22 protein-coding genes are annotated in these 21,831 nt (G+C 39.4%); 17 read left to right on the top strand and 5 right to left on the bottom strand.

The features are described from left to right. Positions 1-61 precede the first annotated feature (61 nt). Positions 62-421 (top strand): Hpt domain-containing protein, encoded by a 360-nt coding sequence (locus tag E7303_RS13935; RefSeq protein WP_292145993.1) that lies wholly within the window; start codon positions 62-64, stop codon positions 419-421. Position 422: 1 nt separating this feature from the next. On the opposite strand, the gene E7303_RS13930 is transcribed toward E7303_RS13935, so the two are convergent. The 5 genes from E7303_RS13930 to E7303_RS13910 form a co-directional block, all read right to left on the bottom strand. Then, positions 423-920 (bottom strand): DUF5721 family protein, encoded by a 498-nt coding sequence (locus E7303_RS13930; RefSeq protein WP_292145992.1) that lies wholly within the window; start codon positions 918-920, stop codon positions 423-425. Between the two features lie 44 nt (positions 921-964). Then, the gene (locus tag E7303_RS13925; protein ID WP_292145991.1) at positions 965-1,801 is read right to left on the bottom strand and encodes a DegV family protein; all 837 of its coding nucleotides are present in this window, start codon (positions 1,799-1,801) and stop codon (positions 965-967) included. Positions 1,802-1,900: 99 nt separating this feature from the next. Beyond that, a complete protein-coding gene (locus E7303_RS13920; protein WP_292145990.1) occupies positions 1,901-2,638 on the bottom strand; it encodes a response regulator in 738 nt (245 codons plus the stop codon). Between the two features lie 28 nt (positions 2,639-2,666). Further along, positions 2,667-2,960: a DUF1294 domain-containing protein gene (locus E7303_RS13915; protein ID WP_292145988.1), complete on the bottom strand. Its 294-nt coding sequence runs from the start codon at positions 2,958-2,960 to the stop codon at positions 2,667-2,669. Beyond that, entirely contained in the window at positions 2,957-4,186 is a 1,230-nt protein-coding gene (locus E7303_RS13910; RefSeq protein WP_022774068.1) for an argininosuccinate synthase, read from the bottom strand. Before E7303_RS13910 ends, E7303_RS13915 begins: the two co-directional genes overlap by 4 nt. Positions 4,187-4,383: 197 nt before the next feature. Between E7303_RS13910 and argC the strand changes: the two genes are divergently transcribed. The 16 genes from argC to E7303_RS13830 form a co-directional block, all read left to right on the top strand. Then, positions 4,384-5,436 carry an N-acetyl-gamma-glutamyl-phosphate reductase gene (gene argC, locus E7303_RS13905; RefSeq protein WP_292145986.1) on the top strand — a complete coding sequence of 351 codons (1,053 nt, stop codon included), beginning with the start codon at positions 4,384-4,386 and terminating at the stop codon, positions 5,434-5,436. A gap of 27 nt (positions 5,437-5,463) precedes the next feature. Next, a complete protein-coding gene (locus E7303_RS13900; protein ID WP_292145984.1) occupies positions 5,464-5,907 on the top strand; it encodes a GNAT family N-acetyltransferase in 444 nt (147 codons plus the stop codon). An 11-nt stretch (positions 5,908-5,918) separates the two neighbouring features. Then, positions 5,919-7,142, top strand: a complete 1,224-nt coding sequence (argJ, locus tag E7303_RS13895) for a bifunctional ornithine acetyltransferase/N-acetylglutamate synthase (RefSeq protein WP_292145983.1) — start codon at positions 5,919-5,921, stop codon at positions 7,140-7,142. A gap of 12 nt (positions 7,143-7,154) precedes the next feature. Continuing rightward, the gene (gene argB / locus E7303_RS13890) at positions 7,155-8,027 is read left to right on the top strand and encodes an acetylglutamate kinase (RefSeq protein WP_074884141.1); all 873 of its coding nucleotides are present in this window, start codon (positions 7,155-7,157) and stop codon (positions 8,025-8,027) included. A gap of 47 nt (positions 8,028-8,074) precedes the next feature. Continuing rightward, a complete protein-coding gene (locus E7303_RS13885) occupies positions 8,075-9,274 on the top strand; it encodes an aspartate aminotransferase family protein (RefSeq protein ID WP_292145982.1) in 1,200 nt (399 codons plus the stop codon). Then, entirely contained in the window at positions 9,271-10,761 is a 1,491-nt protein-coding gene (locus tag E7303_RS13880) for a sugar ABC transporter substrate-binding protein (RefSeq protein WP_292145980.1), read from the top strand. The genes E7303_RS13885 and E7303_RS13880 overlap by 4 nt, the downstream gene beginning before the upstream one ends. A gap of 78 nt (positions 10,762-10,839) precedes the next feature. Then, positions 10,840-11,457 (top strand): helix-hairpin-helix domain-containing protein, encoded by a 618-nt coding sequence (locus E7303_RS13875; RefSeq protein ID WP_292145979.1) that lies wholly within the window; start codon positions 10,840-10,842, stop codon positions 11,455-11,457. A gap of 23 nt (positions 11,458-11,480) precedes the next feature. Beyond that, the gene (locus tag E7303_RS13870) at positions 11,481-12,161 is read left to right on the top strand and encodes a response regulator transcription factor (protein ID WP_292145978.1); all 681 of its coding nucleotides are present in this window, start codon (positions 11,481-11,483) and stop codon (positions 12,159-12,161) included. Between the two features lie 90 nt (positions 12,162-12,251). Continuing rightward, entirely contained in the window at positions 12,252-13,691 is a 1,440-nt protein-coding gene (locus E7303_RS13865; RefSeq protein ID WP_330601690.1) for an ATP-binding protein, read from the top strand. Continuing rightward, the gene (locus E7303_RS13860; protein ID WP_292145976.1) at positions 13,688-14,635 is read left to right on the top strand and encodes a GerMN domain-containing protein; all 948 of its coding nucleotides are present in this window, start codon (positions 13,688-13,690) and stop codon (positions 14,633-14,635) included. The genes E7303_RS13865 and E7303_RS13860 overlap by 4 nt, the downstream gene beginning before the upstream one ends. Positions 14,636-14,648: 13 nt before the next feature. Further along, positions 14,649-16,931 carry a DNA internalization-related competence protein ComEC/Rec2 gene (locus E7303_RS13855; RefSeq protein ID WP_292145974.1) on the top strand — a complete coding sequence of 761 codons (2,283 nt, stop codon included), beginning with the start codon at positions 14,649-14,651 and terminating at the stop codon, positions 16,929-16,931. A gap of 56 nt (positions 16,932-16,987) precedes the next feature. Next, the gene (holA, locus tag E7303_RS13850) at positions 16,988-18,004 is read left to right on the top strand and encodes a DNA polymerase III subunit delta (protein ID WP_292145973.1); all 1,017 of its coding nucleotides are present in this window, start codon (positions 16,988-16,990) and stop codon (positions 18,002-18,004) included. 104 nt (positions 18,005-18,108) lie between these two features. Continuing rightward, positions 18,109-18,747 (top strand): DUF1653 domain-containing protein, encoded by a 639-nt coding sequence (locus E7303_RS13845; protein ID WP_292145971.1) that lies wholly within the window; start codon positions 18,109-18,111, stop codon positions 18,745-18,747. 4 nt (positions 18,748-18,751) lie between these two features. Next, positions 18,752-19,777, top strand: a complete 1,026-nt coding sequence (locus tag E7303_RS13840) for a glycosyltransferase family 2 protein (protein WP_292145970.1) — start codon at positions 18,752-18,754, stop codon at positions 19,775-19,777. A gap of 115 nt (positions 19,778-19,892) precedes the next feature. Next, on the top strand, positions 19,893-20,603 hold the full coding sequence (locus E7303_RS13835; RefSeq protein ID WP_292145969.1) for a serine/threonine protein phosphatase: 711 nt from the start codon (positions 19,893-19,895) through the stop codon (positions 20,601-20,603). 74 nt (positions 20,604-20,677) lie between these two features. Beyond that, a partial coding sequence (locus tag E7303_RS13830; RefSeq protein ID WP_292145968.1) for a TIM-barrel domain-containing protein occupies positions 20,678-21,831 on the top strand: 1,154 nt, incomplete at its 3' end.

The following is a 21,831-nucleotide window of genomic DNA, read 5'->3' as shown; positions in this document are numbered from 1 at the left end:
GTTTTAAATAGTTGATTTGTGTATTTAAATACGTAAATTCTTTTCGGCAAAAAGGAGAACTATGGACGCAAGTTTCAAGGCAGAGTTAATTGAATGGGGAGTAGATTGGGACGAGATACTTGACCGATTCATGGGCAATGAGGACCTTATTGCCAAGTTTATGTTTAAGTTCCTTAATGACCAAAGCATGAATGATCTGACTAAATATCTTGCAGAAGAGAATGTTTCTGAGGCTTTTAAAGCTGTTCATACGCTTAAGGGTGTGGGAGCCAATTTGGGGCTTAAGGGCTTTCTTACTCCTGTTTGTGAGCTTACTGAAATCTTAAGAGCAGGCTCAATGGAAGGCTATGAGGAGAAGTACAACCAGATTAAGCCCAAATATGATGAGCTCATTGCAATCCTTACCAAATATAATACGTAAATTATAAGAGTTCGTATTCAATATTGTTTTTGTCAAGAAAGCTTGGGATATATGAATCCCAGGCTTTTTCTATTTCTTTATCAAGAGTAAAAATATTGAAGGCAGTTCCTGTAGTAAGAACCATTTCACCACCTGAGTATTTAATATTAAGTCCAAGGTTTACCTGCTCAGGAAGAATATCACTTCCGTTTGCAGCTATCAGTTCTTTTCTGGAAGAATCATCAAGATAGAAGATGAATTTAAGTCCAAGAGGAGTTCTTTTACCTTTTATAAGATCGAGACAAATGGGACGAAGCTCCTTCCAGGAGGAAAATTCATTTACAGGAATATCATCTGATTGGGTATCGGATTTATAAAAATCCTTGTGTATCTTCCCATCGATATGGAAAGTGTTGAAGGTTTCTATAGCAGCTTCATTGACAAGAAAAGCATCGAATACTTCGCTTGCCAGAAGTTTGCCCATAAAATCTTTTTGACGTTGTATCTTTATAGCTATCATTTATTAACGTTTCCTTTGGATATATGCAGTTTATATAGCTGCCTTTAGCATGTTACTACGATTCCGCCAGCACCTGCATATGTTGTGGATACACCCGCTGCATCAACGATAAGAGCCTCTTTAAACGGAACCTTTTTAAGAATAAGGTCGCGGACTACGCAGGCTCTTTCGTAGCAGTTTACGTGTGTGATCATAAGTCGCTTCTCTTCAGGATTTTCAATCTCTGAAGCAACTATTTCTGTCATTTTAACAAGAGCCTTTCTGATGCCGATTCCCTGGCTCTTTTGCATTATCTCGCCCTTTGCGCCGATACATACGGGTTTGATATTCAGTGTTGTCGCAACAAGAGCTTTCATTCCGGTCAAGCGGCCATTTTTCCTCAGAGTATCAAGAGAGTCCAAAACAAAGTATGTAGCCATCTCATCTCTGTATTTTTCAACTTCAGTAACAACTTCGTTAAATGAAAGACCTGATTCAGCAAGCTCCATGGCTTTAAGTGCTATATTTGTCTCTCCACAGCAGGCAGAAAGGGAATCTATGATGTGAATATTCTTGTCACCTTTTTCTTCGTGGAAAAGATCTTTTCCTAAAAGCGCACTGTTGTAGCTTCCGCTGAGCTTGGATGAGAGGGTTACAACGTAAACATCATCTGCATCGCAATCATATGCGTTCATATAAAGCTCAGGTGACGGGCAGGCTGTCTTTGCACAGTTTTCAGATGCTGCAACCTTGGCAAGGTAATCTGCCTGGTCGAAGGTGTCATCATCAACAATAACGTTACCGTCTATCTCAAGAATAAGAGGAACCACCTCAAACTTAGGGTTTTTCCTATATTCAACCGGCAGGTCGCAACAACTGTCTACTACAATTTTATAACTCATAGATCCTCCAAAAAATATACATAATACAAAATGTAGTATCGATTACTACATCATGATGATACCACGTGCATGACTGCCAGTAAACAAACGGATTATAGGTTATTTTTCTTTTGCTATGCGATCACATATTTCTCGGGCCTGTTTAATGGAGTTTCTATAGGTTAGGGTGACAGGATAGGTGCTCTTGTTGTCCATAGTAACCCTCATAAAAGCAGTTTTGGCTATATGATTTATGTTGATCAGCGTGGTATCGGAAACAGGGCAGATTTGCGGGAAAATTGCGCACTGATCATAGAAATTATAGATATCATCCATAATGACCTGAATTCGTCCGTCTGCAAGGTGGACGCAAAGCTCTGCACCCTTTTTTATGACGCATATTATATCATCGCCCTTGGCATAGATTGTCCCATGCTGTCCTCTAAGTTCCAAAGTCTGAATGGGATCCCCCATCCATCTTCTTATTTCATCCATTGTAGCTGTGAGATCAGCTACTTTTATCGGTTTATCCAGGAAAAAGATATTTGGTTCATTTATACCTTCATCTGCAATTCTTTTTCTATAGTCAATAGAAGAAGAGCAGAGTACGATCGGGTTAGTAACACCGTCAGCAAGCAGCATTTTTGCCACCTGACAGCCATCTACATCACTATTTACCATGTCAACAAACAGACCGTGATACATCTGCGGGTGCTGCATAAAAGCGTCAATGTTGCCATAGGAGTCGATATAGATCCTTTCCCCAAGGTCCTTAAAAAACCTGTCTGATTGTCTTCCCAGAAGCCTTTCAGTCTGTTTTCTGTCTGCAATGTTGTCGTCACATACTGCTATATGCATTTTTCCTCCCCATTCCCCAAAAAAGCAATTAAATGAAATCAATACTTATCGGAGCTATAAATAATAATACACCAACCAATATCTGAAGCAAAAGAATAACCGGCATTCCAATCTTAAAAGAAAGGTGAGCTGTCTTGTGTCTAAATAGCTGCATACCTATGATGGACCCCAAACTTCCACCTATTATTGCAACTGAAAAAAGGGTTGCCTCAGGAATGCGAAAGGCGTTTTTACGCGCCCTTCGCTTGTCTATTCCCATCAAGGCAAACCCAATAATATTCACTAAAATGAAGTAACCTATTAAACAAGTGAGTGAATTCATTTACAACAGTTCTTTTCGGCTTCCTGCATCTTCATAGCACGTACCTTTGAAGAAAGGCCAAACAGATTTATGAATCCTTCAGCATCATGGTGATCGTAAAGGTCACCTGTCTTGAATGATGCGATGCTCTCGTTGTAGAGAGAGTATGGAGAAGTTGTGCCTGCTTTAATGATGTTGCCCTTGTAAAGCTTAAATGTAACTTCGCCTGTCACATATTTCTGTGTGGACTCGATAAATGCCTGTTCTGCTTCACGAAGAGGAGTAAACCATTTCCCTTCATATACTATATCAGCAAACTTGTTGCCCATATCTTTCTTCATTGTATAGGTATCGCGGTCTAAAATCAACTCCTCAAGCTGCTGGTGTGCTTCGTAAAGAATTGTTCCGCCAGGTGTCTCATATACGCCACGGGACTTCATTCCAACTACACGGTTCTCAACAATATCAACGATTCCGATACCGTTTTCTCCGCCAAGCTTGTTGAGTGTGCGGATGATGTCTGAAACCTTCATTTCTTTTCCGTTAACAGACTTTGGAACACCTGCTTCAAATGTCATTGTTACAGTTGTTGGTGTGTCAGGAGCCTCTTCAGGAGTTTTGCCGAGTACTAAGAGATGCTTGTAGTTTGGCTCTAAAGAAGGATCTTCGAGTTCAAGACCTTCGTGTGAAATGTGCCAGAGGTTTCTGTCACGGCTGTAGCTTGAATCTGCAGAGAATGGAAGATTGATGCCATGAGCTTTGCAGTATTCAATCTCAGATTCACGTGAATCCATTGTCCACTTATCATTTCTCCAGGCTGCGATGATCTTTATATCAGGAGCAAGAGCCTTGATACCAAGTTCGAAACGGATCTGGTCATTTCCTTTACCTGTTGCTCCGTGGCAGATAGCTACAGCGCCTTCCTTTCTTGCTACTTCAACGAGCTTTTTAGCAATGAGAGGACGAGCCATTGATGTGCCAAGAAGGTACTTGTTCTCATAAACTGCGTGAGCCATTACACATGGAACTATGTACTCATCACAGAATTCATCAACAACATCTAATATATAGAGTTTACTTGCTCCGCAACTTAAAGCTCTTTCATTCAGGCCATCAAGTTCCTCTTCCTGACCGCAATCTATGCAGACGCATACAACTTCATAATCGAAGTTTTCCTTAAGCCAGGGTATGATAGCAGTAGTGTCCAAACCGCCTGAATATGCAAGAATAACCTTTTCTTTTGCCATTTTTTCTCTCCTCGTCTTTCTTTTATGTTTTCACGAATTTGTTTTATCATAATATAAACCCTTTATGCACAAAATGCAACCAAAAATGTATAAATATTTAAAAATAATTAAAAATATGCATAAATATTTATATTTTCTGTTGCATATTTTTTTTATAGGTCGTATACTGAAAAAAGTTTATAGGAGGTTTCAAGAAGATGATAAAAGTAGGAATCATTGGTGCAACCGGATATGCAGGCGCAGAAATTGTGAGATTACTGCAGGGACATCCTGAAGCAGAAGTTGTTTGGTATGGATCCAGAAGCTACATAGATGAGAAGTACAGTAGTATATATGGAAACCTTTTTAAATTGGTAGATGCAAAATGCATGGACGACAACATGGATAAGCTTTCAGATGAGGTAGATGTTATTTTCACAGCAACTCCTCAGGGGCTTTGTGCATCACTGATCAATGAAACTATATTAAATAAGGTGAAGGTAATAGATCTGTCAGCTGATTTCAGGTTAAAAGATGTATCTATATATGAAAAATGGTACAAGATAGAACATAAAGCTCCTGAATATATAAATGAAGCTGTATATGGTCTGTGCGAAATAAATCGGGATAAGATAAAAAATGCAAGGATAATTGCAAATCCGGGATGCTATACGACCTGTTCGATCCTTACAGCATATCCTCTTATTAAAGAAGGACTTATTGATCCGGATTCTCTGATAATTGATGCCTTAAGTGGTGTTTCTGGAGCTGGAAGAGGCGCTAAGGTTGCAAATCTCTACTGTGAAGTCAATGAGAGCTGCAAGCCATATGGAGTTGCTACTCACAGACATACTCCTGAGATAGAAGAGCAGTTGGGATACGCTGCGGGAAAAGAGCTTGTGTTAAACTTCACACCTCACCTTGTTCCTATGAACAGAGGAATACTTGCAACAGAGTACGCATCTCTTATAAAGAAGGACGGCAAGCTTCCAAGCGCTATGGATATTAGAGCTGCATATGAAAAGTATTATAAAGATGAGTATTTTATAAGACTTCTTGAGGATGGCGTTTATCCTGAAACAAGATGGGTAGAATGCAGTAATTTTGTAGATATTGGATTTAAGATCGATGAGCGCACCGGAAGAATAATCATGATGGGTGCCATCGATAACCTTGTAAAGGGTGCTGCAGGGCAGGCAGTTCAGAATATGAATATTGCCTTTGGCCTTAAAGAAAGTATGGGACTTGAGATTGTTCCCTGCTTCCCATAATAAATAAAAAGAAAAGCTGGTGAAACTATGGTTCGTACAATGACGATTGATGATTACGATGAAGTATACGCGCTCTGGATGTCGATACATGGTTTTGGGATCCGTTCAATTGACGATACTAAAGAAGGCGTAGAGATGTTTTTAAAAAGAAATCCCACCACAAGCGCAGTTGATGTGGAGGATGGAAAGATAGTCGGTGCTATTTTATGTGGACATGATGGAAGAAGGGCCTGTCTTTATCATGTATGCGTAAGTGAAGAGTACAGAATGCATGGAATCGGCAAAATGATGGTTGAATTTTGCTGTGAGCAGCTAAAAAAAGAAAAGATCAATAAGGTCTGCCTGAATGCTTTTGTAACAAATACAGTCGGAAATAAGTTCTGGCAGAAAATGGGATGGACATTAAGGACTGATCTCAATTATTACGATTTTGCTTTAAATGAAAGTAATCTGACTATTTTTAATAAATAAGGAGCAGATATATGAAAGAGATAACAGGTGGTATTACAGCAGCAAAAGGATTTAAGGCGGCAAGCTGCGAAGCAGGTATCAAGTATAAAGACAGGACTGATATGGCACTTATATATTCCACAGAGCCCTGTGTGTGCGCAGGAACCTTTACTTCCAATGTGGTAAAGGCTGCATGTGTCCAGTGGGATAAAAAAATAGTTGAATCCGGTAGTACTATGCAGGCAGTTGTGATCAATTCAGGAATTGCCAATGCATGTACAGGAAAAGAGGGATTTGACGCATGCGAGGCAGTGGCAAAGGCAGTGGAAAAGAGCCTTGGAGTTGCTTATTTATCAGTTGGCGTCGCATCTACCGGTGTAATTGGAATGCAGCTTCCTGTAGATAAGATGACACTTGGCGTATCTAAGATGAGCGAAAGCCTTGATGACAGTATTGAAGCAGGGACAGCAGCTTCAAAGGCCATTATGACAACTGATACGGTTAACAAAGAGATTGCCGTAACCTTTGATATTGATGGAAAAGAGATCACTCTTGGAGGCATGAGCAAGGGCTCAGGAATGATCCACCCTAATATGTGCACCATGCTTGCTTTTTTATCTACCGATCTTAAGATTGAGAAATCTCTGCTTCAGGAAGCGGTAAAAGACGTAGTAGCAGACTCTTTTAATATGATAACAGTTGATGGTGATACCTCAACCAACGATACTCTCTTGTGTATGGCAAACGGTCTTGCAGGAAATGACTGCATTAGCGAGAAAAACGATAATTATAAAAAGTTTAAAGAAGCTCTTTCCTATGTTTGCACATTTCTTGCCAAGAAGATGGCTTCCGATGGCGAGGGAGCAACAAAGCTTTTTGAAGCAAAAGTTGTAAATGCCAAAAGTAAAGCAGACGCAAGAACTCTTTCAAGAGCAATTGTTGGATCAAATCTTTCAAAAGCAGCTATCTACGGCTGCGATGCCAATTTCGGAAGATTTCTTTGTGCCATGGGATATTCCGGCGCAATCTTTGATCAGAACGATGTGGAACTTTTCTTTGAAAGCGCAAATGGCAAGATAGAAGTATTTCATATGGGAACACCACTTGATTTTGATGAAGATAAGGCACTTCAGATCATGAAGGCTGCTGCTGTAACAGTACTTGTGGACATGCATGAAGGTAACGAGTCTGCAACAGCATGGGGATGCGATCTTACATATGATTATGTAAAGATCAATGCTGATTACAGATCATAAGGAGGACTTACTATGGATAAGGATATGGAAAGCGTATTAAAAAAAGCAGAAGTACTTGTTGAGGCCCTTCCATATATTCAGAAATTTAATAAGAAGATCATCGTTGTAAAATATGGCGGGAGTGCCATGAGTAACGAAGAACTTCAAAAGAGTGTAATAACAGATGTTACTCTTTTAAAGCTTGTAGGACTTAAACCGATCATTGTACATGGCGGTGGAAAGGCCATCAGTTCCTGGGTTTCAAAAGTGGGAAAAGAAGCCCGGTTCGTAAACGGACTTAGAGTGACTGATGCAGAGACTATGGAAATAGCCGAGATGGTCCTTGGCAGAGTTAATAAGCAGCTGGTTACAATGGTTCAGGAGCTTGGAGTTAAGGCTATTGGAATAAGCGGAAAAGATTCAGGTCTTTTGCATGTTAAAAAGAAATATTCAGATGGCAAGGATATTGGCTTTGTTGGTGAGATTGACAAGGTTGATCCAAAGGTTTTATTTGACCTTATTGATAATGAGTATCTTCCTGTCATTGCACCTGTTGGATTCGATGACAATTTTGATACCTACAACATCAATGCAGATGATGCGGCATGTGCCATCGCTAAGGCTGTTGGCGCAGATAAACTCGCATTTTTGACTGACATAGAAGGCGTTTATAAAGATATAAACGATCCTTCATCATTCCTGTCAAGACTTACATGTTCGGAGGCAGATGCACTTATTGCCGGTGGAAATATAGGCGGAGGAATGCTTCCAAAACTTAATAACTGCACAGATGCCATAAGACAGGGCGTTAACAGCGTTCATATTCTGGATGGAAGAATAGCACATTGCCTGCTTTTGGAAATATTTACCAACAAGGGTGTTGGAACAATGTTTACAGCTGACTAAGAAGAGACAGCAGTTAAAAAACATGATAATAAGGGAGAACTTAAGCTATGAGCGAAAAGATGAAATCATATATTGAAGAGGCTGAGAAAGCACTGCTTCATACCTATAACAGATATCAGATTGTCCTTGAAAAGGGCGATGGAGTCTATCTATATGATATCGATGGAAAAAAGTACCTTGATTTTGTGGCAGGTATTGCTGTTTTTGCCCTTGGTTACAATAACAAGGAATACAATGACACCTTAAAAGCTCAGATTGATAAGGTTCTCCATACATCCAATTATTACTATAATGTGCCGGCTATAGAAGCAGCAAAGAAGCTAAAAGAAGTCTCTAAAATGGACAGAGTCTTTTTCACAAACAGCGGAGCAGAAGCGGTTGAAGGCGCACTTAAGGCTGCCAGAAAGTATGCATTTTTAAAGGATGGAAAAACTGATCATGAGATAATTGCCATGAACCATTCCTTCCATGGCAGGACTTTCGGAGCGCTTTCAGTAACAGGAAATCCTCACTACAGAGAGGCCTTTGAGCCAATGATCGGAAATATAAAGTTTGCTGATCTTAATGACTTTGAAAGCGTTCTTTCACAGGTGAATGATAAGACCTGCGCTATAATTCTTGAGACTGTGCAGGGAGAAGGCGGAATATATCCGGCAACAGAGGAGTTCCTTACAAAGGTAAGAAAGCTCTGCGATGAAAGAGATATCCTTCTTATCCTTGATGAGATACAGTGTGGCATGGGCAGAACAGGATATATGTTTGCATGGCAGAAATATGGAGTAAAGCCTGACATTATGACAACTGCCAAGGCCCTTGGCTGCGGAGTACCTGTAGGAGCATTTCTTATGACTGAAAAAGTTGGGGCTAATTCTCTCGTTGCAGGTGATCATGGCACTACTTACGGCGGCAATCCTTTTGCATGTGCAGCAGTGGGCAAAGTACTTGATTTATTTAAACAGGACAATATAATAGAGAATGTGAATGAGGTGGCTCCATATCTTGAAGAGCGCTTGGATGAGCTTGTTGGACGCTATGACTTCATTACGTGCAGAAGAGGAATGGGACTTATGCAGGGACTTGTCTTTGACAGACCTGTGGCAGATGTAATCAATAAGGCACTTGAAAATGGCCTTATCCTGATAAACGCCGGACCTAATATTATCCGTTTTGTGCCTCCTCTTGTGATAACCAAGGAAAATGTGGATGACATGATAGGTATACTTGATTCATGTCTGAGGAGTATATGAGATTAAGAGTTAAGGTTTTTTCTATTGTTTTAATACTTTGTATGTTATCTGGTACGATTCTTTACGCGCAGTCCAAACAGAGCGTGTTTGAGGATTATTCTCTTTTTAACCTGAACAAGACAACTGTAAGAATATGGTACACGGACGATGCGCTTACTCCATACCTTCAGAATAAGGCGGTTGCTTATTCTGAATCACGTAGCAGAGTGCGTATCGAGCCTGTACTTGTTTCAGGCCTTGAATATCTTGAAGCTATCAACAAGGCTTCTCTTGAAGATGATAATTATCCTGATCTTTATATAATAACAAATGATTCTCTCGAAAAGGCCTATTTGGCAGGACTTGCTCTTGAGATTGACAATGGAGTTGATTTCCTTGATGAGGAGACTTTCCCTACATCTGCAGTTAATTCCGTTACTTATAATGGAAGACTTATAGCTTATCCTTTCTATTATGAGACAAGTTCACTGGTCTATAACAAGACATATCTCGAGAATATGGTAAGAGAAGAGCTCCAGGCTGAAGCTGACATGGCAGAGGGCGAGGAAGCAGAAGAGGAAGCGTCAGAGGACAGCTCTGCAGAAACTATGGCTGAGGCTGATGTTGACGAGGACTCTGTTATTTCAGACAAAGAGGTTCAGGCTAGAGTTGAGGAAAAGATTCCTCATACTATTGCAGATATTTTGAAATTCGCTCAGAGCTATAACGCTCCTGATCAGGTTGAAGCGGTATTTAAATGGGATGTTACAGATATTTTCTACAACTATTTCTTTGTTGGAAATTACATGAATGTAGGCGGTAAGGCCGGAGACGATGTAAGTCTAATAGATATCTATAATTCAGATACCATCAGCTGCATGAAGATATATCAGCAGCTTAACCAGTTCTTTGCCATTGATGCAAAAGAAATTGATTATGACAAAATCGCTCAGGACTTTATTGATGGCAAGATCGTATTTACCGTTGCTACAACAGATATCCTGTCTAAGATTGAAGCAGCTAAAGCTTCAGGCGAATGTGAATATGATTTTGAAGTCGCTGACATTCCTGATATAACTTCAGATTACAAGACAAGAACCATGTCAGTTACAGACTGTATTGTTGTTAACGGATACTCTGAGCACCCTACAGAAGCTAATTCTTTTGCAAGATATCTCTTAAATGATAATTCAGGTGATATCTATAAGCTCGGAGGAAAGCTGGCGGCTCACTTTGGCGTCAACTATGGTGATAAAAACCTTGATACCTTTACTGAAGTTTATGCAGATTCAGTACCTATGCCAAAGACTATAGAGACAAGTAACCTTTGGATGGAACTTGAAATCGCATTTACCAAGATTTGGAATGGAGATGACTGTAATTCTACTCTTAAAAATGTATCTGAGAGTATCATGACTCAGGTTACAGGTACAGCTTTTGAGGAAGAAACTCTTCCTGATCCTACAGATCTGGATGTTACAGACGGTCTTACAGAAGAGAGCGATTAATTTTTGTTTGTGCTTGCGTAATTTTTTTTAATCGACTAGAATAAAAAAGCATGGCGGGGTTCCTCTTAGGAGGAAAACATGCGTAGGTTTATATTTATACTTTGTTGCACTATGGCTTTTACTTTGGCTGGGTGTACAAATGCCGGATATGATTCGGATATAGTTCTTAGTGATACTATGAATGATGAGGGGTCTGAAGATATTTCTGATGATAATTGCAGCACGGGGGATTACGCTACAGTTGCTCTGACTGAGCAGGAAAATATTGTGGTGTATGTTTGTGGTGCAGTTGTTTGTCCTGGTGTTTATGAATTACCTCCTGCTTCGAGAGCAGATGATGCAGTAAAAGCGGCAGGTGGTTTCGTCGATGGCGCAGATGATACTTATGTTAATCTTGCTGCCGTAGTCGAGGATGGCACCAAACTCATGATTCCAACTAAAGACGAAGTTAAAAATGGCCTTGTTGCAGATAATACTGACAGCACTGATAGTTTTAGCAGCAATGGACTTATAAATATTAACAAAGCCACAAAGGAGGAACTTAAGACTATTCCTGGAATTGGGGAGAAGGTTGCCGGTAAGATAGTTGATTATCGGGAGCAGAACGGGAATTTTGCCTGCATTGAAGATATTATGAAAGTGTCAGGCATTAAGGATAAACTTTTTTCTAAAATAAAGGAATATATTACAGTTTAACAGTTTTAGAAAGCGGAGAAGTAATGAGTAAAAAAGCACTTGTAGTAGATGATGAAAAAGCAATAGTTAAAGGTATTAAGTTTAGTCTGGAGCAGGATGATATAGTCTGTGACTGTGCCTATGATGGTCAGACAGCACTTGAAATGGCCAGAACTAACAATTATGACATTATTCTACTGGATGTGATGCTTCCCGGACTTACTGGCTTTGAAGTATGTCAGCAGATCAGAGAGTTTTCTAATGTTCCTATTATCATGCTTACAGCAAAGGGCGATGATATGGACAAGATACTTGGTCTTGAATATGGTGCTGATGATTATATGACCAAGCCTTTCAATATTCTTGAAGTTAAGGCAAGGATCAAGGCAATCATCAGAAGAACAAGCAGATCACAGGCGCCTGAGAAAACTTTGACCTTTGGTGATCTTAAGCTTAACGAGGCTTACAGAAGAGTTTTTGTAAAAGACAGAGAGATAAATGTTACCAGCAGAGAGTATGAGCTTTTAGAGCATCTTGCTTCTAATGCAGGAAGGGTGTACTCAAGAGAAGAGCTTTTGCACACCATATGGGGAACAGATTACCCGGGTGATGAGCGAACTGTTGATGTTCATATCAGAAGACTTCGTGAGAAACTTGAGAGTAACCCAAGTGAACCTAGATATGTACGTACAAAATGGGGCAGCGGTTACTATTTTCAAGGATGATTTTAATATAAAAATATGAATCTGTTTTTATCAAAAGTAAAAGATATAGCTATTCAGCTCAAAATAAGAAATATTTTCAAGAGTCTAAGAGTGCGATTTTTCATAGTGGTTTCTATTACGGGATTGCTTTCTTGTTTGGTTATGCATGCCCTGATATTACAGAGCTATGAAGATCGTGCTGTCAATGTTAAATCAACGGAAGTTCAGACACAGCTTCGAATATTGGCGAACCACCTTATTACTTATAATTATCTGCAGGACACTTCTTCAGAGGTTATAAATGCGGAACTTGATATGCTTGCAAACCTTTACGATGGCCGTGTAATGGTTATCAACGACGACCTTAAGGTTGTGAAGGATACCTACAATATAAGTCAGGGAAAGACCATTATTTCTGAAGAGGTTGTTAACTGCCTTAAGACAGGTTCCAAGGGCACATTGTCAAAATATGACAGCGCAAATGGTTATATTGAGATGATCACTCCTATTGTAACAACTGAACTCATTGAAGAGGGTGATATAGCGGTAGCTGGGAATGCCAATGAGGTTGTAAGAGGAGTTCTTTTGACAAGTGTATCAACTGAGACTATTGCCAATACACTTGAAATCTTAAGCAGACGTGCCACAACCCTTGAAACTCTTATCGTAACAATAATCCTTGTATTTTCTGCACTGGTTTCATATGCACTGCTTAAGCCCTTCGACAGGATTACAGCTGCTATCAATGATGTTAAAGCCGGTTATACAGATAAGCCTGTTGTTGGACCAAACTACCTGGAGACAGAACAGATCATCAATGCTTTTAATGCCATGTTAAGGCGCATGAAGGTGCTTGATGACTCAAGACAGGAATTTGTTTCCAACGTGTCACATGAGCTTAAGACGCCTATAACATCTATCAAGGTTTTGGCAGATTCTCTTTTATCTCAGGAAGATGTTCCTAATGAAGTATATAGGGAATTTATGACAGATATAGGCGAAGAGATCGACAGGGAAGACAAGATAATCAACGACCTTCTTGCTCTTGTTAAGATGGACAAAAAGGCGTCAGGTCTTTCTATCACATCAGTTGATGTTGTAAGCCTTACAGAAGTAGTGCTTAAAAGAATGCGCCCAATAGCAAGGAAGCACAATATAGATCTTACACTTGAGAGTAACAGGGCTATCACAGCTGAGATTGATGAAGTTAAAATATCACTTGTGATCATGAATCTGGTTGAGAATGCTATAAAGTACAATAAAGAGAACGGCACTGTTAAGGTTGAGCTTGATGCTGATCATCAGTATTTTTCAATTAAGGTAATAGACACCGGAATAGGCATTCCTGAAGATAGCCTTGACCATATTTATGAGAGATTCTACAGAGTTGACAAGTCGCGCTCAAGAGAGATCGGTGGAACGGGCCTTGGACTTGCAATCGCCAGAAATGCAGTTCTTATGCACAGAGGATCAATTGATGTTCAGAGTACTTTAGGAGAAGGAACAACCTTTACTGTGAGAATTCCGCTTATTTGCGTAGGTTCAAAATGATTAAGACTATGAATAAAAGACAATTATTATACAAAAGAATAATGCCTGTTTTCATTGGAATGCTCATCATGGTTACATCTGTTTCGTGTGAGAGAAAGAGTCGTGATGATTCCAGTGCTTTTAAAGTTTACTATGTAAACAGCAGCGAGACTGGGATTGTTTCGGAAAACTATGAGATACAATCTGATAAGTCGGATTCCAAAGCAGTTATAAATGAGCTTGTCACAGTACTTGAAACCATGCCTGACAGGCTTCAGTACGAGGCACCGATTGCAGGTGATATCAAGCTTTTAAACTATTCTCTTAAGGATAAGCTCCTCACACTCAATTTTGATCGCAAGTACAATGAGCTTGGGCGAACTATAGAGATACTAGACAGAGCTGCGATCGTCAGGACTTTTTGCCAGCTTGAGGATGTTGAATATGTCACATTCCAGGTGGAGGGGACACCTCTTACAGATCATTACGGAAGCGTGATAGGGAATATGTCCGCTGATACCTTCATTTATAATGTGGGAAAAGAAATAAGTACCTATGAGAAGATTGAACTGAAGTTGTATTTTGCCAATGAATCCGGAACAAAGCTTGTTCCTGTCTACAGATCTGTTGTCTACAACAGTAATATTTCAATGGAAAGGCTTGCCGTAGAACAGGTCATAAGCGGACCTAACACAGATGTGGCATTTCCTACAGTAAATAAGGACAGCAAGATAAAAAGTGTAAATATAAAAGATGGAGTCTGCTATATAGACTTTGATTCAACATTCCTGACTCAGACACAGAATGTATCTGCTGAGGTTGCACTTTATTCAATAGTGAACACGGTTACAGAGTTTTCTGATGTCAACAAGGTAGTTCTTTCAGTAAACGGAGAACCATCATTTACCTTTATGGATTTTGCGATATCAGGTCCTTATGAGAGAAATCTTGATATTGTCGAATAATTAGGAGTTTTATATGAAAAGGCCGCTTTGCGCAGTTGCGCTTTTAATGGCGGCGATTGTCTATATTTATCTGGAATTTTCTATTTCTAAACTGACTGTATATGAGCCGGAAGAGAGTTTTACTGAGACTACCAAAGTTGTTGGGGTAGTGATCCAAAAGGAACAAAAGAAAAACTCTCTTGGCGATATATACACAGCTCTTTATCTGGTTCCAAGAAAACCTTTAAAAGGAAAATTTGAATATATCGAATGTTATTTATCTGCGGACTCCTATGAGCCCTCTATTGGAGAGACAGTTCTTGTCTCAGGCAAGGTAAATGAATTTGCAACACCGCGAAATCCCGGTGAATTTGACTCTCGCCTCTATTATTCAACTTTAAAAATTGCATATCGGATCAAAAATGCTTACATAGACAAAGCCAATGGCAAAAAGGATCTCTTCAAAGAAAGTCTGTATAAACTAAGGCTTGTATTTGAAAGCAATCTTGATAAGACTCTTGATGAAGAAGATGCAGCCATCATGAAGGCAATGCTTCTTGGAGATAAATCTTTTATGGATGAGGAGATAAAAGATCTGTATAAAGACTCCGGGATCATGCATATTCTGGCGGTGAGTGGGCTTCATATATCAATAATCGGAATGGGAATATACCGCGCATTAAAGAAAATAAAAGCCCCCGGGGGATTATCAGTGGCGATAGCGGTGACTATTATGTTTTGTTATGGGGCAATGTGCGGAATGAATACGTCTGCTTTTAGGGCTATACTTATGTTTTCACTGCGGCTTTTGGCACCGCTTTTAGGAAGAACGTATGATATTTTTACAAGCCTTTCCCTGGCCTTTATTCTTTTGCTTTTAGAGCAGCCTTTATATTTATATAACAGTGGATTTTTGTTTTCCTTTGGAGCAATCATAGGAATTGCACTTGTAAAGCCCCTCTTAGAACCTGAGGTTTTGAGATATGTGCCCTTTACCATGAAGTTTGCTGATGATAGGGAGGAAAGCCTGTCAAAAAGGATAATGAATAAGTGCCTTGATTCTATCTCTACATGCCTGGCGATAATGCTTGTTACGCTTCCTGTGTACACCTCCTTTTATTATACATATCCCATAGGAGCGATTGTCTTAAACCTGGTAGTTTTGCCGCTTATGGGTGTGCTTATGGTAATTGGAATAATCTGCATGAGCGTTGGAGCTATTCTTATTTTTGTTGGAAAAGCGTTTGGTTTGGGTGCCCATTTTATTCTTTTGTTTTATAAGGTATCCTGCAATATCAGTAAGATAAACGGAGGACTTATCTGGTACGTAGGTCATTCCTCAAAAATACAGGTTGTTATTTATGTGTTTCTCATTACTGCATTTATAGCCTTTTTGTACTATGAAAGGGATAATCTTGCAGGCAAAAAGTATACTCGTAGTGATCTTTTGAGGTTTGATGCCTTAAAAATCTTATTTATTCTCTTTTCTGTTGCGGTTCTTACTTTTAGAATTCATCCGGATCTTGAAATAAACATGATAGATGTGGGACAGGGCGATGGAATACTGATATCCTCAGGCAGTAAAAATATCCTGATCGATGGAGGAAGCACAAGTAAGAAGAATGTTGGAAAGTATCAGATCATACCTTTCCTAAAATATAAGGGAGTCGGTAAGCTTGATGGGGCCATTGTAACTCATGAGGATGAGGACCATATAAGTGGACTTTTAGAAATAATGGATGATATGGAAAAGGGAGGAGTATGTATAAAAAAGCTTATTCTTCCTGAAATTTCAGTAAAATCCAGGGGTGAGAACTACAACCATCTTGAAGAGAGGGCTAAAGAACTTGGCATACCGATATTTTATATAAACACAGGTGAGAGCTTTAATATGTCAGATATATCGTTTTTATGTCTGAATCCTAGGAAGGATATGGTAACAGAAGGAGCAAATGCTTATTCTACAGTGCTTTACATGAAGTATGGGGATTTTACAGCTCTTTTTACAGGAGATATGGAAAAAGAGGGACTTGATAATGTTAAGGAAAACCTCAGGTTGAGCAGGAAAGATGTAACTCTTCTGAAGGTTGCCCATCACGGCTCAATGTATACCACAGACGAGGAGTTTCTTGAGCTGACAAAGCCTGAGCTTGCTCTTATTTCCTGCGGAGAGGGCAATAAATACGGCCATCCACACAAAGAAACTCTTGAGAGACTAAAGAGTATAGGAGCTGCAATCTACAGAACGGATGAAGAGGGATGCATAACAGTTGAGGTTGAAGATGCTCATATAAAACTAAGGAGTTTTTTGGAATGAGCATTATTGGCATTTTATACATCCTTCTGCTAGAATAGTCTACGGAGTGTGATTTTATGGCAGCTAAAACAACGGATTTTCCTGTTAAACAGAGACAACTTAATGAAGATATAAAAAACGGAGAATTTAAGAAATGCTATCTGATCTATGGCGATGAAGCATATCTTAGACTCCAGAACAGAGATAAACTTGTGAAGGCTTTGGGCGGAGGCGCTTCTTCCATGAATTTTACAAAGTATGAAGGAGACCAGATAAACCCGGCCCAGGTCATAGATATGGCTGAGACTATGCCTTTCTTATCAGATAAAAGAGTAATCCTTGTTGAGAACAGCGGATTTTTTAAGAGCGGATGCCCTGAACTTGCCGATTATCTGAAATCGCCTTCTGAGACTACTTACTTCATATTCATAGAAAAAGAGGTCGATAAAAGAAAGGATATTTTTAAGGCAGTCAGCAAGATTGGTCTTGAAATGAACTGCGACACTCAGGATGAAGATACTTTAAAAAGGTGGATAGCAGGTAAGTTTGCTTCCGAAGGTAAAAATATATCTCCAAGGGCAGCAGCTTTTTTCCTTGAGAGAGTTGGAACGGATATGTCAAATATCAGTACAGAGATAGAAAAGCTTATTTGCTACTGTATTGATAGAAACGAGATAACTGTTGATGATATAAATGCTGTGTGCGCAGGATGGCTTACAAGCAGGATCTTTGCCATGACTGATGCAATAGCCTCACAGGATCAGAAAAAGGCCATCGATCTTTACTACGATCTTTTGGCTTTAAAAGAGCCACCGGCTAAGATTCTTGCACTTATTACAAGGCAGTTTAACATTATGCTCCAGGTAAAAGAGATGAGTGCAAACCGCAAGGACAGATCACAGATTGCATCAGGGGCAGGAATAGCCCCATTCCTTGTTGGAAAGTATGAGAGCTGGGCAAGGGCGTATACTTTTGAGGAGCTTAGAGGTGCTCTTGAACTCTGTGCTTCCAATGATGAAGCAGTTAAGACAGGAAAGCTTGATTACATAATAAGTGTAGAAATGATCATTATAAGTGCAACACGTAAGCACTAATTTGATAATATAGTATTTTAGGGGTATACTATACAACATATTGGCTAAATAGTTTGTAATTAAAACTATATTTAGAGGATTGATTTTTATTAATGGAGAGACGTATGGAGAGAAAAAGACCTGTACCTTATGAACTGTTCAGGCATTTTAAGGGGAATATGTATCAGATCGTTTCTATTGCGATCCATTCCGAAACAAGGGAAGAGATGGTGGTTTATCAGGCTCTTTATGGCGATTACAAAGTATATGTAAGACCGCTGGATATGTTTATGTCTGAAGTTGATCACGTTAAATACCCTGATGTAAAACAGAAATATCGTTTTGAGAGGATAGAGAGAACCTCTGATGGAATTGTACTTGCAGATGAAGGCGTAAACCCTACACAAGAGGAAACCTCAGAAAACGATGTAAAATCCAAAGCAAGCGATAGGGAAGAAATAAGAAAACAGTTTAGGAGCGAGCCCTATAAGCATTCTGAAGTTATGGATAAGTCCATTGACACAGAAGCTAAAGAGCTGAATCTGGATCCACTTGTTATAGAGTTTATGGATGCAGATCTTGCTGTGGATAAAAACGATATTTTAACTAAACTTCGTCCTATAATAACAAACGATATGATAGATATCATGGCCATGTCACTTGGCGTTGTTGTTAACGAAGGTGATGTGTATGACAGATACAATGATCTTAGAACCTGTCTTACAACAATGGAAAAATTTGAGAGTACCAGATTAAGGAGTTAAAAAAATGAAATTACTTTCTGTTGCAATCCCTTGCTACAATTCAGAAGGATATATGTCTAAATGTATCGAGTCCCTTCTTGTAGGCGGCGAGGATGTAGAAATTCTTATAGTAGATGACGGATCAAAGGATAAGACGGCTGAGATCGCTGATGAGTATGCTAAAAAGTATCCAACGATCTGTAAAGCTATCCACAAGCCAAACGGTGGACACGGCAGCGCTGTAAATGCAGGCCTTGAAGCTGCTACAGGTTTGTTCTTTAAAGTAGTTGACTCAGATGACTGGGTAAAAGAAATAGCTTACAGAAAAATCCTTTCTACTCTTGCAGAGCTTGCAGGAGGAGAGAAGCAGCTTGATCTTCTTATCAGTAACTTTGTTTACAACAAGGTTGGCGAGAAGAGACATAAAGTTATGCGCTACAATTCAATGTTCCCGATCGAGGAGCTCTTCACATGGAAAGATATCAAGAGAACTCCAAAGGGACATTATCTTTTGATGCATTCTGTTATCTTCAGGACAAAACTTTTAAAGGATTGTGGACTTAAGCTCCCTGAGCACACATTTTATGTGGATAACATCTATGTATTTAATCCACTTCCTTTTGTTAAGACTATGTACTACCTTGATGTCAATTTCTATTATTACTACATTGGCCGTGAGGATCAGTCAGTTAACCAGAAGATCATGCTTTCACGTATTGATCAGCAGCTTCGTGTAAATAAGCTCATGGTTGATTACTATGTAGAGAATTATGGAATGATCCGCTCTCAGAGAGAAAGACATAAATATATGTTCAATTATCTTGAGATCATCACAGCTATTTCATCAGTTCTTTTGATCACAGAGGATACTCCGGAGAACCTCAGAAAGAGAAAAGAGCTACTTGAATATATCAAGGACAAGAACTACTGGCTCTATCTTAAGATCAGATACAGTATCGAAGGAACGTATATCTATCTTCCTGGAAAAGGTGGAAGAAAGATCACGCTTGCAGGATACAAGCTCCTTCAGAAGATATTCCACTTCAATTAAAGATCTGTGTTAACAGATTCTTTATAATTTGTTCGGCTTGTATTACTGAAATTAAGTGATAAAATAATACGAAGTTGATATGTGTTCTTTCTAAATTGAGGAGTTTATGAAAAACATGAAAGTAAAAATTGAAGAGTGGATAGGAAGGCCGCTAAACAGGGACTATTGGCGCGATATGCTAAAACTCTCAACGCCAATTTTAGTGTATGGACCTATTTATCTGATGTGGTTTATCTTGATTGAGAAACACAGATTTTCACATTATGCAGTTATCCATACTGTTGTTGATGATATGATCCCTTTTGTAGAAGCCTTTGTTATTCCGTATTATATGTGGTTTTTGTATGTTTCACTTACGCTTTTGTTTTTTATGTTTTCCTGCGATGTAGAGGATTATTACAAAAACTTCGCATTTTTAGCAACGGGCATGACAATTTTTCTCATTATCTCGACTTTATTTCCAAACATGCATCAGTTAAGACCTGCTGTTATGCCAAGAGATAATGTATTTACTCATCTGGTTGCGATTATTTATAAAAGTGATACAGCTGCAAATTTATGGCCAAGCATTCATGTATATAATTCGATCGGATCCATGATAGCGATCCATCGCAGTAGACGCTTTAATAAAACAGGTAAGATAGTAAGTGATATCATAGGAACATCGATCATTCTTTCTACATTGTTTATTAAGCAGCATTCCATGTATGATGTGATCACAGCATTCATCATGGCGATAATTCTTTATCTTGTTGTATATCATACTTCTATATTGGAAGCTTTTTGCAAGAGAAGAGAGGAAGAGCTGGCTGTACGTTATAATTAAAAATATGACCTCAATTTCCAAAAGTATTGGTAATTGAGGTCTTTTTAAAACTATATATGTTAGGGGAGGCAGCAATGGTTTTTACTAATGAAAATGGGGCATTAGTAGCAAAAAGGCAGGGTGAAACCCTTAGAATCGAGGGATGGGGAGAAGATTCACTCAGAGTCAGAAGCACGATGTATCCGGATTTTACGGGGAATGACTGGGCTCTTGAAAAGAAAAGTGCAAGGCCTGAAGTTATTATTTCTCAAAGGGAAGATGGACCTTTTGCAACTATCATCAACGGACGCATTAAGGCAACTGTCAATTTCGCAGGAGTTATTTCTTTTTACAAGGATGACTCCATGATCCTTAGGGAGTACTTTAGATGCTATGGCGGCACAGAGTCTAAGGAGTCGAGGTGTCTTAAGTACATTAACCGTGATTACAAGCCACATGTAGGCGGCGATTACAGGATAACTGTTAAGTTTGAGAGTAATGAAGGGGAAAAAATCTTTGGTATGGGTCAGTACCAGCATCCATATAGCAATTTAAAAGGCTGTATTCTTGATCTTGAACAGCGTAATTCTCAGGTGTCGGTTCCTTTTGAGGTATCAAGTCTGGGATATGGATTTTTATGGAATAATCCTGCTGTTGGAAGAGCAACATTTGGCATGAATTATACTGAATGGGTGGCAGAGGCCACAAAGGAGATGGACTATTGGATCACTGTGTCCGATACGCCTAAAGGTCTTTTGGAGAACTATACAGCTGTATCCGGAAGAAGTCCTGAAATGCCGGAGGATCTGATGGGGCTTTGGCAGTGCAAGCTTCGTTACCGCACCCAGAAGGAAGTCCTTGAAGTTGCACATAAGTGTAAGGATGAGGGAATACCTATCGACTGCATTGTTATCGATTTCTTTCACTGGACGGTGCAGGGGGACTGGAAATTTGATGAGACCTACTGGCCTGATCCAAAAGCTATGGTAGATGAACTTCACAGCATGGGAATAAAAGTGGTTGTTTCTGTATGGCCCAGTGTTGATAAGAGAAGCGAACATTTCTATGATATGCTTGAGAAAGGTCTTTTGGTAAAAAATGAGCGCGGCGGTCTGCAGAATTATGACTATCAGGGAGACTGCACTATTCTCGATGCGACCAATCCTGAAACAAGAGAGTATGTGTGGAATGTCTGCAAAAAGAACTACTATGACCTTGGAATAGATATGTTCTGGCTTGATAATTCAGA

The organism is Butyrivibrio sp. (genome assembly GCF_015056685.1).
Lineage (GTDB): Bacteria > Bacillota > Clostridia > Lachnospirales > Lachnospiraceae > Butyrivibrio.
This window is presented reverse-complemented; position numbering and strand designations above follow the sequence as displayed.